The organism is Amycolatopsis sp. H20-H5, assembly GCF_035828755.1.
In the GTDB taxonomy this organism is placed as follows: Bacteria; Actinomycetota; Actinomycetes; order Mycobacteriales; family Pseudonocardiaceae; genus Amycolatopsis.
This window is the reverse complement of record NZ_JAYMZS010000023.1, coordinates 24,527-38,441: the sequence shown is the minus strand read 5'-3', so window position 1 is coordinate 38,441 and position 13,915 is coordinate 24,527. Positions and strand designations below refer to the sequence as shown.

Genomic DNA, 13,915 nt, shown 5'->3' with positions numbered 1-13,915 from the left:
ACGGGATTAGGGTCGGTCTGCGGACCTGCGGCGCGGGCTGTGATGTACGGCGCGTTACTCTGGTGGTCTAGAGGCCGCACGAGCTGCAGGAGGTGCGGGTGAGCCAGGAGCTGGACGCCGCGATGTCGGCAAAGGACGGCGCCGAGGCGAATGGCGCGCCGAAGCCCAACGGAGCCGCGCCCACGCCTTCGGCCACGCGCCGTGTCCGCGCCCGGCTGGCCCGCCGGATCACCGCCCAGCGCGCGGCCCCGGTCAAGCAGGTGCTCGAGCCGCTGGCCGTCATCCACCGCGAGTTGCATCCCAACGCCGACCTCGCGCTGCTGCAGCACGCCTACGACGTCGCCGAGGAGCTGCACCGCGAGCAGCGGCGCAAGTCCGGCGACCCGTACATCACCCACCCGCTCGCCGTCGCGACGATCCTCGCCGAGCTCGGCATGGACACCACGACGCTGGTCGCCGCGCTGCTGCACGACACCGTCGAGGACACCGGTTACTCCGTCGAGGAGCTGAAGGCCGACTTCGGCCAGAAGGTCAGCGAGCTCGTCGACGGCGTCACCAAGCTGGACAAGGTCAAGCTCGGCACGGCCGCCGAGGCCGAGACCATCCGCAAGATGGTCATCGCGATGGCCCGCGACCCCCGCGTGCTGGTCATCAAGCTGGCCGACCGGCTGCACAACATGCGCACGATGCGCTTCCTCCCGCCGGAGAAACAGGCCAAGAAGGCGCGCGAGACCCTCGAGGTCCTCGCGCCGCTGGCCCACCGCCTCGGCATGGCGACCGTCAAATGGGAGCTCGAGGACCTCGCGTTCGCCATCCTGCAGCCCAAGAAGTACGACGAGATCGTCCGCCTGGTGGCCGACCGCGCTCCTTCGCGCGACACGTACCTCCGCTCGGTGATCGTCGACCTGACCAGCAACCTGGTCGCCTCGCGGATCACCGCCAAGGTCGAGGGCAGGCCCAAGCACTACTACTCGATCCACCAGAAGATGATCGTGCGCGGCCGCGACCTCGACGACATCCATGACCTGGTCGGCGTGCGGATCCTGGTCGAGGACGTCCGCGACTGCTACGCCGCCATGGGCGTCGTGCACGCGCAGTGGCAGCCGGTGCCCGGCCGCTTCAAGGACTACATCGCGCAGCCGCGGTTCGGCGTGTACCAGTCGTTGCACACCACGGTGATCGGCCCGGACGGCAAGCCGCTCGAGGTGCAGATCCGCACCTACGAGATGCACCGCACGGCCGAGTACGGCATCGCCGCGCACTGGCGGTACAAGGAGACCAAGGGCACGCACGGCGGCGGCAACAACTCCGTCGACGTCGACGAGATGGCGTGGATGCGCCAGCTGCTCGACTGGCAGCGGGAAGCCGCCGACCCCGGTGACTTCCTCGAGTCGCTGCGCTACGAGCTCGCCGCGCGCGAGATCTTCGTGTTCACCCCGAAGGGTGACGTCATCACGTTGCCGGTCGATTCGACCACGGTCGACTTCGCCTACGCGGTGCACACCGAGGTCGGCCACCGCTGCATCGGCGCCCGCGTCAACGGCCGTCTCGTGGCGCTGGAGCGCAAGCTCGAAAACGGCGAGGTCATCGAGATCTTCACCTCGAAGGCCGACACCGCCGGGCCCAGCCGGGACTGGCTGCAGTTCGCCGGTTCGCCGAAGGCCCGCGCGAAGATCCGCCAGTGGTTCGCGAAGGAACGGCGCGACGAGGCCATCGACGGCGGCAAGGACGCCATCACCAAGGAGGTCCGCAAGGTCGGCCTCCCGATCCAGCGGCTCGTCTCGGCGGAATCCATGGGCTCGGTCGCCACCGAGCTGCGCCACGCCGACATCAGCTCGCTCTACGCCGCGGTCGGCGAGGGCCACACCAGCGCGAAGCACGTCGTGCAACGACTGGTCGCGCTCCTCGGCGGGGTGGACGAGGCGGAGGAGGAGCTCGCCGAACGGGCCACCCCGTCCACGGTCACCCGCCGCCGCGGTTCCAACGACGTCGGCGTGGTCGTCAAGGGCGCCAGCGACGTCTGGGCGAAGCTCGCCCGCTGCTGCACCCCGGTGCCCGGCGACGAGATCCTCGGGTTCGTCACGCGCGGCGGCGGCGTCAGCGTGCACCGCACGGACTGCACCAACGCGGGCGACCTGACCGCCCAGCCGGATCGGCTGGTCGAGGTCGAGTGGGCGCCGTCGGCGTCCTCGGTGTTCCTGGTGGCCATCCAGGTCGAGGCGCTCGACCGGCACCGGCTGCTGTCGGACGTCACCAAGGTGCTGGCCGACGAGAAGGTCAACATCCTGTCCGCCTCGGTCACCACCTCGCGTGACAGGGTCGCGGTCAGCCGGTTCACCTTCGAGATGGGCGACCCGAAACACCTGGGCCACGTGCTGAAGATCGTGCGCGGGGTGGAAGGCGTCTACGACGTGTACCGGGTCACGTCGGCCTCTTGAGGCCGGTGCGGACCACCTAGGGTGCAGTCATGACTGACGGTTTCCAGCTCACTCGCGACGGTGAGATCGCGCGGCTTACGTTCGCCAGGCCGGAAAAGCGCAACGCGATCACCTACGGGATGTGGTCTGCGATCCTCGAGGTGGTGGCCGAGGTCGAGCAGGACTCGGCGCTCAAGGTGCTGCTGCTCACCGGCGCGGGGGAGAACTTCTCGGCGGGCGCGGACATCAGCGAGTTCGGCGAGCTGCGGACGACGGCCGAGGGCGCGGCGACCTACGACAAGGCCGTCGAAGGAGCCGTGGCCGCGCTGTCCGGGATGCGGAAGCCGTCGATAGCGATGATCCGCGGGAACTGCATCGGCGGCGGCTGCCAGGTCTCGGTGGCCTGCGACTTCCGGTTCGCCGCCGAGGGCGCGCGGTTCGGCATCACCCCGGCGAAGCTGGGCATCGTCTACCACTTCGCTTCGACGCGCCAGCTCGTCTCGCTCGTCGGCCCGGCGAACGCGCGCTACCTCCTGCTTTCCGGCGAGCTGATCAAGGCCGCCCGCGCCCGCGAGATCGGCCTGCTCAACGACGTCTTCGCGGTGGACGAGCTGGAAGCGGGCACGCTGGAATTCGCCAGGACGCTGTGTTCGCGTTCGCAGGCTTCGGTGCGGGGGATGAACCGGATCATCGAGAAGATCCTCGCCGGGCAGCAGGAGTCCGACGCCGAGGTCGAGGCGATCCGGCTGGAGGCGCTGCACGGCGAGGACTACGCCGAGGGCGTCGCGGCTTTCCTGGCGCGTCGCGCGCCGAAGTTCACCTTCCGCTGACCGCTGTTTTGGTGGCCGGGCACGGGGCTGTCACGTTGGGAGGAGCGCCGTGGCGTGGGCGCCGCCGGACTCGCGGACGAGTTCGCCGAGCGTCTGCCGGGTGCGGATCGTGGTGAACCGGACCGAGCCGTCGTCGGCGACGGTGAACCCGTGGACCGCCGGTCGCGGCAGGCTGTTGTACGAAAAGTGGGCCGAGAAATAGTAGGCCCCGGTGTCGTAGGCGGCCACGATGTCACCCGGTTCGAGCAGCGGCAGCGGCCGGTTCTTCGCGAGGACGTCGCCCGCGAAGCAGCACGGGCCCGCGATGTCCTGACCGACGGCCGGGCCCTGTTTGGGCGCGCCCGCGGCGCTGAACGCGCCCAGGCGCAGTGGCCACAGGTCGGGCTGCATGACCGTGCGGGTCGCGACCTGGACCCCGGCGTGGGTGACCGCGATCGGCCGCCCTCCGGCGATCTTGGTGTACTCCACCTTGCTGGCCATGAACCCGTTCTTGGCCAGCAGTGACCGGCCGAACTCGGTCACGAACGTGTAGTCGCCGGTGAACAGCCCGGGGACGCGCTCGCGCAGCGTCTCGACGTAGGCGGTGTAGCTGGGGTCGATCCGGTCGTCGGCGAAGTTGACCGGCAGGCCGCCGCCGAGGTCGATGCTGGTGATCTGGCGCCGCCGGAGCCGGTGGTTGATCTCCTCCGCGAGACCGAGGACGGCGGCCACACCGTCGGCGATGAGGTCGAGTGGGCATCCCTGCGAGCCGACGTGGACGTGCAGCCTGGTCAGCCACGGCCGCCGCGAGACGAGCTCGATCAGCAGCTCCCGGTTCCCCGGGTCGCGCAGCGGCACGCCGAACTTCGACGTGCCCGTCGCGGTGCTGGTGTCCCCGATGGTGCCGGTGCCGACCTGCGGGTTGACCCGGATGCCGAGCACCGAGCGCGGCGGGGAGCCGCCGATCAGCGCGTCGAGGCGGTCGAGTTCCTGCACGTTGTCCACGTTGATCGCGGTGCCCGAGGCCAGCGCGTGGCGCAGCTCGCCGACGGTCTTGGCGGGGGAGTCCAGCACGAGCCGCTCGCCGGGCAGGCCCGCCGCCTCGGCGATGGCGGTCTCGCCGGGACTCGCCACCTCGACGTCGATTCCCTGTGCCGCAAGCAATCCGAGCACGGGCACGAGACTGCACGCTTTCGCGGCGAAGGTGTGCTGCACCGTGCCGAGCGGTGCGAAAGCCTCGCGTAACGCCGTCGTGGTCTCGGTGATCCCGGCGAGGTCCAGGAACGCCGCGATCGGTGCGTCCGGGCCGAGCAGGCCTTGGCGAGTGGCGGCGGCGAGCGCGCGTTCCCGGCGGGAGGCGAGAGCGGAGCTGGTCTCGGCGGTGGTTCCCAGGCTGGAGGTCATGGGGTCAAGGACAGCAGCGGACGCGGGTGGGCGTCCAAGACAAGGTGCCACTAATTCCATTGGAACGTCCTATAATCGCTGGTATGGACCTCCGCCGGTGGCACTACTTCGCGGTTCTCGCCGAGGAGATGCACTTCACGCGCGCCGCCGAACGGCTGTACATCTCCCAGCCGTCGCTCAGCCAGCAGATCAGGGCGCTGGAGGCGGACCTGGGTGTGGCGCTGCTGGATCGCTCTGGTCCGCGCTTCACGCTCACCGACGCCGGAACCGTGGCGGCGGTGGAGGCGCGTGAGTTGCTGGAGAGCCTGCGCCGGTCACGCCGACGGGTGGTGGCCGCCGCGCGCGGCGAGAGCGGACGGCTGCGGATCGCCTACACGAGGTCGGCCCCCGGGCCCCGCGCGAGCGGGCTCGTGGCCGAGTACCGGCGGCGTCATCCGGGCGTGGCGATCGAGCTGGAGACCGGGTGGACCGTGCTCAACATCGCCCGGCTGGAGGCGGGGGAGATCGACCTCTGCTTCGTGCGGCCGCCGGTTGAGAGCCCGGCCGTGCAGGTCCACGTGATCGAGGTCGAGGAGGTGCTCGTCGCGCTGCCCGAGGCCCATCCGCTCGCCGCGTTCGACCGCCTCGACCGCGCCCAGATCGCCCGCGAACCCGTGGTGTTCTGGCCGCGTGCCAACGGTTCCGGGCAGTACGACGCGATCAGCAGCCAGGTCTGGCCCGGCGGGGTGCCGCCGGTGGTCCGCGAGGAACCCGAGGACGAGCAGCTGATGAACGCCGTCGCCGAGGGCGCCGGGCTGGCCGCCGTGCCCGAGCACCGGGCCCGGACCCTGCGCACTCCCGGCGTCGTACTCCGGCGGCTCACCGATCCGGTGCCGCGCATCGAGCTGGGCCTCGCCTGCCGCGCCGACCCGGTGGGCCCACTGGTCGGCGCCTTCCTGGCACTCTTGTAACTCCGTCTTCCCGTGCGGCGCGGTCCCTGAAGGCCACCATCACGGCGTTTTACGCTGTGAAGGTGGCCTTCAGAGGCTTCGGACGGTGGTGAGGAGCGCGGTCCACGCGGGGTGGGGGAGCGTCAGGTTTCCGGCGGTGGGGGCCTTCGAGTCGCGGACGGCGGTGAGCTGGGGGGTGAGTGCCACCTCGACGCAGGCGCTTTCTTCGTAGCCGTCGCTGTGGGTGCTCTTGATCCAGGTCAATTCGAAGGCCGCCATCGCGTTACTCCTCCATATGGTCGTATTCGTCCGCGAGCCGGACGAGCCACTCTCTCGAGTGTCCCCTACTCAGGGCATCTAATTCCAGCTTCGCAACCAGGTCATAGTAGGCGTCGACGCACGGCCTGTCGTCGATGAAGATGGTGCCGCCGAACACTGCGGCGTACACCGTAGCCGGATGATCGGTGAACTCCAGAATGGTGAAGTCGCCACCGATCGTGCCGTAGGGCCCTGCTGAGTCCAGCACCACTTGGATCGAGCAGTGCGGCAGCGTGCTGCTCAAGATCAGGAGCAGGATTTGCTCCTGCATGATCCGAGGGCTGCCGACCACTGAACGCAACGCGCGCTCGTGGATGTAGAACGTGCCTTGGGGCGCTTTCGGCCTCTTCAACACGTTCTGCCGGTCCATCCGCGCTTTCACCAGCAGATCGACGCGATCGGCGGCGACCGAGCCCCGCCATTCGAACATCGAGCGTGCGTACGCCTCGCTCTGGTGGAGACCGGACACGACGAGGGGTTCGTAGCTGACGATCCGGTTCGCGAGGCTTTCCTGCAGGATGATCGACTTCATCGGGTCGGACAGTTGGTCGAAGTAGGGGCGGACCCAGTAGAGCTCGCTCGGCGGCTTGGTGAGTTCGAGCAGGCGCAGGCGCTCGGTTTCGTCCACGCCGCAGCCACCGAGGTAGAGCGCGGCGTCGACGGTGGTCATCTCGCGGAAGCCGTTCTCCCAGCGGGAGATCTTGCTCTGCAGCACCCCGACGCGGCGGCTCAGTTCCATGCCGGAGAGGTGTTTGCGCTCGCGGAGGTTTCTCAGTTCCTTGCCCAGTTCACGGCGTCGTACCGTGGATTCCTCAGTCATGCGAGCACGGTAGGGCCAAAAAAACCGCGCGTGGCCGAGGCCACGCGCGGATTCACCTCAAGGGATAACCCTATGCGGTGACGCACTTTCAGGACTTCACCACTCCCAGCCCCACTCCCAGGCCCCAGGGTCCAACACGGTTGCTCGCATGACACCTCCCGCGGTGCTTCCGGTTCGTGACCTGACCAGCGTCACACAGCCGATCCGCGAGTTCTGCGTCATCTGACGCACAGGCTAGATCTCGTCGCGAGGGTTGGTTTCGTAGGCTTCCATGAGCAGCCGCGTGATGTCCGGATCGGACCGCAGCTCGACGTCGTCCACCGAGATGACCGGTGTGCCCGAGGTTTGCGAGTTGGTCACGAACATCGCGTCGAAGCCGGGCAGGTCCGCCGGGTACACCTCGCGGGTCTCCTGCGGAATTCCCTGGCGCCGCAAGCCTTTTCGCAGCAGTTGCAAGGTGATGCCCGGCAGGACCGGCGCTTCGGGCCAGACGATCTTGCCGCCTTCGAGAAAGCCGACGTTCCAAATGGACGCTTCGCTGACGCGCCCGAGGTTGTCGAGGAACAGGGCGTCGTCGTAGCCCGCGATCTTCGCTTCGCGGATGTGGTGCACGATCCCGAACGTGCCGACGTGCTTGACCTCCGGCAGGACCCGTTCGTACCGGACCGACCGCAGGCGCAGGGGTTTCGGCTCGGGGGACTGCGGGGGACCGGTCCGGATCAGCACCTCGGGGGCAGCGGGCGCGCCAGGGTCGTCCCAGTTCAGGGCGCGCGTGAAAACGAGGACGCGCACCGAAAGCGCGTCCTCGTCCTTGATCACCCGCCGCAGGTTCACGAGCAGGCGATCAGTGTCCAGCTCGCTGGCGAAGAGCCGGCGGGTGCTGGTCACGAGCCGATCGAGATGCAGCTCGAGACCGCGCACCCGCCCGCCACGTACCTGCATGGCCGTGAAATGCCCGTAATTGCCCATCGCGGCCACCAGATCTTCGGTGGTGACCGGTGCCCCGTCGAGTTCGACGCGAAAGTCCACGGACTTCCCGTCAGCTGTTGACCGTGGCGCCGGTGAACTTCACCGGCATGTTCGGCGCGCCGGTGCCGTCCTGCGGGTTCGCCGTCGCCGGGTTGACGCCGGCCTTCGTGACCTTGTCGAGGACCTTGAGGCCCTCGTCGCTGATGCTGCCGAAGACCGAGTAGTCCGGGGTGAGCCCCGGCGCGTTCCCGTTGACCATGAAGAACTGGCTGCCCCCGGAGTTCGGGGCCGAGGTCTTCGCCATCGCCAGGATGCCGCGGCCGTAGGTCAGCTGCGGGAAGGCCTCGTCCGGCATCGTGTAGCCCGGCCCGCCCTGACCGTCGGTCTGCGGGTCGCCCTTGGCCGCCGGGTCCCCGCACTGGAGGAACTGGAACTCCGAGGCGCCGAGCCGGTGGCACATGGTGTCGGTGAAGAAACCCTGATTGGCCAGGCTGATGAAGCTCTGCACCGCGCAGGGAGCGAGCGCCCTGTCGAGCGTCAGCGGGATGTCGCCCGCCGTGCTCTTCAGCGTGACGCTGACCGTGCCGGTCGAAGAGACCTTGGCGCCGTCCGGCTTGTTGACCTTCTTCGGTGCCTGGCTCTTGGCGTCCGCCTTGTAGTCACAGGTCACCGGATTCGCCAGGGGCGTCGGCCGCTTCGGCATCGGCGCCCGCTGGGTCGGAATGGTGACTGCGCTCGGCGACGGCGGTGCGGAGCTGGGGGGTGAAGCCGCGGCGTCGCCGCCGCCACTGCTGTTCACGATCCAGACCACGGCGCCCGCCACGATGAGGACGACACCGCCGACCACACCAACGCCGACAATCTTGCGTCGCTTAACCCGTTCTGCCCGGTGCACGAGCTGACGCTCGAGCTTGCGCTTCGCGGCTTCGCGGCGCTGCTGGTTGGTCGACACCCGCCCCTCCCGATTTCTACTCGGTGTCACACGTCTGAGGTAGCGGCAGTGTATGGGCACAGCCTGTGAGGACTCTGTACAGGGGCGGCTGTTTGTTTCAACCCGGTGTCTCATTGTGATCGAATTGGCTCGGGGCGTCACGGAGGCGGACCCGCGCCCGACTCCGCCCCCGTGCGATCGGCGTCGCCGATTCGTCAAGCTAGGCTTACCCGATCGTGATCGGCATCGCCCAGCCGCCGGCGCGGAAACCGGGGTTCGGCGGGCGTGCGTGGAGGAGACGTTCTTTGCTCGTCGTCGGGTTCCCGGCAGGCCCGCTGCAGGCCAACTGCTATCTGCTCGCCCTCGCGGCGGGCGGGGAGTGTGTGGTGGTCGATCCCGGGCAGGACGCGCTGGAGCCGCTCGAGGCCGCGTTGCGTGAGCATCGGCTCACCCCCGCCGCCGTGCTCGCGACCCACGGGCACCCCGATCACGTGGCTTCCGCCGCAGCCCTCGAAGCCGGGCACGGGACGCCGCTGCGCCTGCACCGCTCGGACACCTCGTGGGCCAACGGCGAGACGATCCCGCTCGACGAGGGCGTCCTGTCACTCGCCGGACTCGAGATCACCGTGGACCACACGCCGGGACACACACCGGGCTCGGTGGTCTTCCGCCTCACCACGCCCGAAGGCGGCCGCCTCGTGCTGACCGGGGACACCCTGTTCGCCGGCTCGATCGGCCGGGCCCTTGGTACCGAAGAAGAATTGGACAAGTCCTTGCGCGCCAAGCTGATGGCCCTGCCCGACGACACCGTGGTGCTGCCGGGGCACGGCCCCGCCACCACGATCGGGCAGGAGCGCGCGAGCAATCCGTTCCTGGCAGGCGCGGCCTCGTGACCGGGATGAGCGAGCCGAGCCCCGCACCCGAGCGGCTGCCACTGTTCCACGACGACTCCCGTCAGCGCCGCCGCCGCGGCTGCTCCGGGCTGCTGGGCGTGGCGATCTTCGCGGCCGCGTCCGGCGGGATAGCCGGGCTGATCGGCGGGGAGTTCGCCGGGTTCGTGGCGGCCGTGATCGTCGCGCTGCCGCTGTTGTACCTGGTGCTGTTCAGCGTGCGCCGCCGGATCTGGCTGGAAGGGTCCGAGCTGATCGTGCGCACCTGGGGCGTGCGGCGCGTCGACCTCGTCGCCGCGGGCAGGCTCGACCTCGTCATCGGTGACCTCCGCGGCACCCGCACGGTGAGCCTGCTGGTCAACGCCGGTCAGCGGCGCAAGTCCGCGAAGGTCGACCTCGCCGTCTACTCCGGCGCGGGCGGGCGGGAGATCGGCGTGCTGCCGCTACGCCGCCTGGCGAACGCGCTGCTCAACAACACCGAGGCCAACGGGCTGGTGTTCTCCGAACTCCTGGTGGCGCAGTTGAAGGCCGAGGCCAGGGGCGATTCGGCGGCGGAACGCCCGCTCCACCGGCTGGCCGCCGCGGCCCCGCAGGGCAAGTACGTGCAGCGGTTCACCATGGAGGCCGTCAGCCGTTTCGTCGCGACACTGGACTGACCTCTTCGGGGACGATCTCGCGCGGGCGGCGGTCGAGTTCGTCGAGCCGCTCACGGATCTGTTCCAGCTGGTAGACGAGCTCCGGCAGCTCTCCCGCGGCGAAGGTGGCGAGCCGCTCGCACTGCCTTAGCGACGCGCGCAGCTCGTCGACCGCGGAAGCGATCCGCGGGATCGACTCGAGCGCCTCGAAAGCCGTGCGCAGCACGTGCAGCGTGCGTCCAGCGACCCGTCTCGGCACCCCGAATACGACGTCGAGCACGGCCCCTCCTCGGGGCCCTTTTCCGGGGCGGAAGTGACTAGTGCGCGCTGGTGGTGCTGATGGTGTTCGCGGGAGCGGGTTCCCTGGACGCGATCAGCGCGGCCAGCAGCGTCGTCACCGGGACGGCCGCGACGACGCCGACGCTGCCGACGAGGGTCCGGACGATCTCCTGCGCGATGTCCTCGCTGCCGAGCAGCGCGCCCAGCCCGACGCCGGAGATCGACGAGTACAGCAGCACCGGCAGCGCGGCCCCGGCGTAGGCCATGACGAGCGTGTTCACCGCGGAACCGACGTGGTCGCGCCCGATGCGCAGGCCCGCGCCGTAAAGCTCCCGCCAGCCGAGGCCGGGGTTGGCCTTGCGTAGCTCCCAAACGGCGCTGGTCTGCGTGATGGTGACGTCGTCGAGCACGCCCAGTGCGCCGATCACGACTCCGGCGAGCAGCAGGCCCCGGGTGTCGACGCCGTGGCCGAGCGAGGCGATCAGCGTGGAGGTGCTGTCGTCGAGGCCGGTCAGCGCGGCCGTCGCGGAGAAGATCGCCGACAGCACGCCGATGAGCACGAGACTCGCCAGCGTGCCGAGCACCGCGACCGTGGTCCGCGCGGAGAGCCCATGGGTCAGGTACAACGCGATGAACATGATCGCGCCCGCCCCGAAGATCGCCACCACCAGCGGGTTCTCCCCGGCGAGGATCGACGGCAGCACGAACAGGGCGATCACCAGGAAACTCAGGCCCAGCGCGACGAGCGCGGCCACCCCCTGCCAGCGGCCCAGCACGATCACCGCGATCGCGAACAGCGCCGCCAGCAGCAGCAGCGGGGTCCCGCGCTGGAAGTCGACCAGCTGGAAGGAGGCGGGATCGGCCGGGTTGCCGCCGTTGTAGGACACCACCACGGCGTCCCCGGCGGCGAACCGGGGGGAGCTGGGTTCGATCGGCACCGTGAGCTTGAGCTGTTTCCCGTTCGCCGGGCCGTCGGTCATCGCCAGGTCGACGGTGAGACAGGGCTTCTCGCCAGGCGCGGGCTGGTTGCCGACCTGGACCTGGCCGTCGCCCAGGCAGGGACCGCTGACGGTGGCGGTCACGTTCGCGTGCACCGGCGTGCCCTGCTGAACGACGCTCGTCGGCGACGGCTTTCCCCAGGGATAGAGCAGGACCATCCCGGCCACCGTCGCGACCGCGAGCGGGGTCAGCAGCCAGATCAGCAGCAGGCGCACCCGCTTCGACGCGGGACTGGCGGGGCCGTGGTTGTGGCCGTGCCCATGCCCGACGTCGAGAGCGGGCGTTTCCGTTTTGCGACGGGGTTTCGCCGGGCCGCGCACGGGTTTCCCGTCCTCGGCCGGTGGCCTCGGACGACGGCGTGGCGTGGCGTCGGGTTCGGTGTCCGGTGGTGGCTCGGGACGGGCGCGCCGACGCGGCTCGGCGTTGGCAGGGCCTTCTGGCCGGCCTTCGGGACGGGCACGGCGGCCGCCCTCGGCGGGGATCCGGTGGCCGCCCGTTTGCGGCGAACGGGGCGTTCCGGGCGTGCGGCGGGGCGGGGTAGCGGACGGACCGTCCGATACCCGGCGACTCGGGCCGGTGTCCTCGTCGGAGATGTCGCGGCGGTCCACCGGAACATCCTCCACAGGTCCGTTGGGCCGCCGCCTCGGGGGCGGCCCAACGCCGGGTTTCAGCCGATCGACTGCCGTTGGTGCACCCGCCGGTAGGACGAGGGCGGGGTGTCGAAGTGATCCAGAAAAGCCTGGCGCAGCGTTTCGGTCGACCCGAACCCGCAGCGGCGGGCGATCGAGGCGAGCGGGAGTTCGGTCCCGGCGAGCAGCCTGGCGGCGTTCTCCGTGCGGGTCGCGCGGACGTACTTCCCTGGCGTGGTGCCCAGATGCGCGTCGAACAGGCGCGTCAGCTGGCGGGTGCTGATCCCGGCTCGGCCTGCCAGCACCGGGGTGCCGAGGTCGGCGGCGAGGTGCTCGGAGATGTAGGCGGTGATGTCGCGGACCATCCGGTTGTCCGGCGGCGGGCCGGACAGGAACATGCTGACCTGGGCCTGGTTTCCCGGCCGCTGCAGGTAGGTCACCAGCATCCTGGCCACCTCGCGCGCGATGGTCGGGCCGTAGTCCTCCTCGACGAACGCCAGCGCGAGGTCGAGCCCGCTGGTCACCCCGGCCGCGGTGTAGACGTTGCCGTGCTTGATGAACAACGGCACCGGGTCGACGGTCACCGCCGGGTAGGCCGCGGCCAGCCGCGCGGCGTAGCGCCAGTGGGTGGTGGCGCGGCGGCCGGTGAGCAGGCCCGCGGCCGCGAGCACGGTCGCGCCGGTGCAGACCGAGGCGACGCGCCTGCTCGTGTCGGCCAGCCTGCGGACGTGGTCGAGCAGCCGGACGTCGGCGGCCGCGACCTCATGCCCACTGCCGCCCGCGACGATGAGCGTGTCGAGGTTCCCGGCGACCTGGTCCAGGCGGAGCTGGGGGTTGAGGGTGAGCCCGGATTCGCAGCGGATCGGCCGTCCGTCGACGCAGGCCAGCCGGATTTCGTAGCCGGGACGCGCGCCGAGCTTGTTCGCAGCGTCCAGCACGTCCGACGGGCAGGCGATGTCGAGTAGCTCGGTGTTGGGGTAGCCGACGATCACGACACGTCTGGGGGAACCCGGCATGACGGAACGTTAGCAGCCAGGCCCGGCTATCGGACGTGGTTCGCAGGATTACGGACATTCTCGGCGCGGCGGCTCCGCCGGGCCGACACAGTGTTGACATGACCGAAGTGGTGACATGACTGAAAGTGGCGACATGACTGAAGAGGCGAAGACGATCGCGTTCGTGGTCTATCCCGGGCTGACCCCGCTCGACCTGGTCGGGCCGCTGCAGGTGCTCAGCGGGCTCGCGGGCAGCGGGCTCGGGTTCCGGGTGGTGGTCGTCGGCGAGACCCTGGACCCGGTCGCCACCGACACCCCGCTGCGAATCGCGCCGAGTCACACCTTCGACGCGGTTCCAACGCCGTATGCCCTGGTCGTGCCGGGTGGGGCCGCCCCGACCCTGCGCGCGCTGACTGACACGACGCTGGTGGGCTACCTGCGCGACGCGGCCGCCAATGCCCGGTTCGTGACGTCCGTGTGCACCGGCTCGCTGCTGCTCGGGGCCGCTGGGCAGCTCGACGGCTTGTCGGCGACGACGCATTGGATGTTCCGCGACCTGCTGCCCGCCTTCGGTGCGACGCCGGTGGCGAAGCGCTGGGTGGAGGACGGCCGGGTGATCACCGCCGCCGGGGTGTCGGCGGGCATCGACATGGCGCTGCACCTGGTGGAGAGGCTGGCCGGGGCGCAAGTCGCCCGCACTTTGCAGTACGGCATCGAGTACGACCCGGAGCCGCCGCAGGGCCCGCTCGACTGGAGCGCCCCGCCCTACGGCGATCTCAAGCCGCTGCGCGAGCACGCGCTGCGGGAGGGGCTGTCCGACGCTCCGGAACTGCTGGAGAGACTGCTCGCCCGCGCCTGACGGGTCCCTCGTCCGGGCGGGGCCATCCGGGT

The 13,915-nt window shown here is 70.0% G+C and carries 14 protein-coding genes; 6 read left to right on the top strand and 8 right to left on the bottom strand.

Going from position 1 to position 13,915, the window contains the following annotated elements; genetic code table 11:
• Positions 1 to 98 precede the first annotated feature (98 nt).
• Positions 99 to 2,438: a RelA/SpoT family protein gene (locus QMK34_RS15790; protein WP_326414729.1), complete on the top strand. Its 2,340-nt coding sequence runs from the start codon at positions 99 to 101 to the stop codon at positions 2,436 to 2,438.
• A 29-nt stretch (positions 2,439 to 2,467) separates the two neighbouring features.
• On the top strand, positions 2,468 to 3,247 hold the full coding sequence (locus tag QMK34_RS15785; RefSeq protein ID WP_326414728.1) for an enoyl-CoA hydratase-related protein: 780 nt from the start codon (positions 2,468 to 2,470) through the stop codon (positions 3,245 to 3,247).
• Between the two features lie 30 nt (positions 3,248 to 3,277).
• On the opposite strand, the gene QMK34_RS15780 is transcribed toward QMK34_RS15785, so the two are convergent.
• Positions 3,278 to 4,630, bottom strand: coding sequence for a diaminopimelate decarboxylase (locus tag QMK34_RS15780; RefSeq protein WP_326414726.1), 1,353 nt, complete (start codon positions 4,628 to 4,630; stop codon positions 3,278 to 3,280).
• A gap of 83 nt (positions 4,631 to 4,713) precedes the next feature.
• Here QMK34_RS15780 and QMK34_RS15775 point away from each other — a divergent pair, with 83 nt between their 5' ends.
• Positions 4,714 to 5,580, top strand: coding sequence for a LysR family transcriptional regulator (locus QMK34_RS15775; protein ID WP_326414725.1), 867 nt, complete (start codon positions 4,714 to 4,716; stop codon positions 5,578 to 5,580).
• Positions 5,581 to 5,649: 69 nt separating this feature from the next.
• Here the strand turns inward: QMK34_RS15775 and QMK34_RS15770 are convergent, their stop codons facing one another.
• The 4 genes from QMK34_RS15770 to QMK34_RS15755 all read right to left on the bottom strand — a co-directional run bounded on the left by QMK34_RS15770 (position 5,650) and on the right by QMK34_RS15755 (position 8,618).
• Complete coding sequence (locus QMK34_RS15770; RefSeq protein ID WP_326414724.1) at positions 5,650 to 5,838, bottom strand: DUF397 domain-containing protein; 189 nt, start codon at positions 5,836 to 5,838, stop codon at positions 5,650 to 5,652.
• A gap of 4 nt (positions 5,839 to 5,842) precedes the next feature.
• Positions 5,843 to 6,697, bottom strand: coding sequence for a helix-turn-helix domain-containing protein (locus QMK34_RS15765; RefSeq protein ID WP_326414723.1), 855 nt, complete (start codon positions 6,695 to 6,697; stop codon positions 5,843 to 5,845).
• Between the two features lie 234 nt (positions 6,698 to 6,931).
• Positions 6,932 to 7,726 carry an aminotransferase class IV family protein gene (locus QMK34_RS15760; protein WP_326414722.1) on the bottom strand — a complete coding sequence of 265 codons (795 nt, stop codon included), beginning with the start codon at positions 7,724 to 7,726 and terminating at the stop codon, positions 6,932 to 6,934.
• A gap of 10 nt (positions 7,727 to 7,736) precedes the next feature.
• Positions 7,737 to 8,618 (bottom strand): peptidylprolyl isomerase, encoded by an 882-nt coding sequence (locus QMK34_RS15755; protein ID WP_326414720.1) that lies wholly within the window; start codon positions 8,616 to 8,618, stop codon positions 7,737 to 7,739.
• Positions 8,619 to 8,902: 284 nt separating this feature from the next.
• On the opposite strand from QMK34_RS15755, the gene QMK34_RS15750 reads away from it, so the two are divergent.
• Entirely contained in the window at positions 8,903 to 9,490 is a 588-nt protein-coding gene (locus QMK34_RS15750; RefSeq protein ID WP_326414719.1) for an MBL fold metallo-hydrolase, read from the top strand.
• A gap of 5 nt (positions 9,491 to 9,495) precedes the next feature.
• A complete protein-coding gene (locus QMK34_RS15745; RefSeq protein ID WP_326414718.1) occupies positions 9,496 to 10,143 on the top strand; it encodes a hypothetical protein in 648 nt (215 codons plus the stop codon).
• Here the strand turns inward: QMK34_RS15745 and QMK34_RS15740 are convergent.
• Genes QMK34_RS15740 through QMK34_RS15730 form a run of 3 tightly spaced genes read right to left on the bottom strand, consistent with a single transcriptional unit; the run spans position 10,115 to position 13,045 of the window.
• Positions 10,115 to 10,402 (bottom strand): hypothetical protein, encoded by a 288-nt coding sequence (locus QMK34_RS15740; RefSeq protein ID WP_326414717.1) that lies wholly within the window; start codon positions 10,400 to 10,402, stop codon positions 10,115 to 10,117. The two genes, QMK34_RS15745 and QMK34_RS15740, sit on opposite strands and share 29 nt — an antisense overlap.
• A 37-nt stretch (positions 10,403 to 10,439) precedes the next feature.
• Entirely contained in the window at positions 10,440 to 12,008 is a 1,569-nt protein-coding gene (locus QMK34_RS15735; RefSeq protein WP_326414716.1) for a YibE/F family protein, read from the bottom strand.
• A gap of 59 nt (positions 12,009 to 12,067) precedes the next feature.
• Positions 12,068 to 13,045, bottom strand: coding sequence for a GlxA family transcriptional regulator (locus QMK34_RS15730; RefSeq protein WP_326414715.1), 978 nt, complete (start codon positions 13,043 to 13,045; stop codon positions 12,068 to 12,070).
• Between the two features lie 133 nt (positions 13,046 to 13,178).
• Here QMK34_RS15730 and QMK34_RS15725 point away from each other — a divergent pair, with 133 nt between their 5' ends.
• The gene (locus QMK34_RS15725; protein WP_326414713.1) at positions 13,179 to 13,883 is read left to right on the top strand and encodes a DJ-1/PfpI family protein; all 705 of its coding nucleotides are present in this window, start codon (positions 13,179 to 13,181) and stop codon (positions 13,881 to 13,883) included.
• Positions 13,884 to 13,915 lie beyond the last annotated feature (32 nt).

Coding starts and splice junctions, on each gene's coding strand:
- QMK34_RS15730 (WP_326414715.1), bottom strand. CDS start 13,045: ATGCCGGGTTCCCCCAGACGTGTCGTGATCGTCGGCTACCCCAACACC.
- QMK34_RS15725 (WP_326414713.1), top strand. CDS start 13,179: ATGACTGAAGAGGCGAAGACGATCGCGTTCGTGGTCTATCCCGGGCTG.
- QMK34_RS15775 (WP_326414725.1), top strand. CDS start 4,714: ATGGACCTCCGCCGGTGGCACTACTTCGCGGTTCTCGCCGAGGAGATG.
- QMK34_RS15745 (WP_326414718.1), top strand. CDS start 9,496: ATGAGCGAGCCGAGCCCCGCACCCGAGCGGCTGCCACTGTTCCACGAC.
- QMK34_RS15785 (WP_326414728.1), top strand. CDS start 2,468: ATGACTGACGGTTTCCAGCTCACTCGCGACGGTGAGATCGCGCGGCTT.
- QMK34_RS15770 (WP_326414724.1), bottom strand. CDS start 5,838: ATGGCGGCCTTCGAATTGACCTGGATCAAGAGCACCCACAGCGACGGC.
- QMK34_RS15780 (WP_326414726.1), bottom strand. CDS start 4,630: ATGACCTCCAGCCTGGGAACCACCGCCGAGACCAGCTCCGCTCTCGCC.
- QMK34_RS15765 (WP_326414723.1), bottom strand. CDS start 6,697: ATGACTGAGGAATCCACGGTACGACGCCGTGAACTGGGCAAGGAACTG.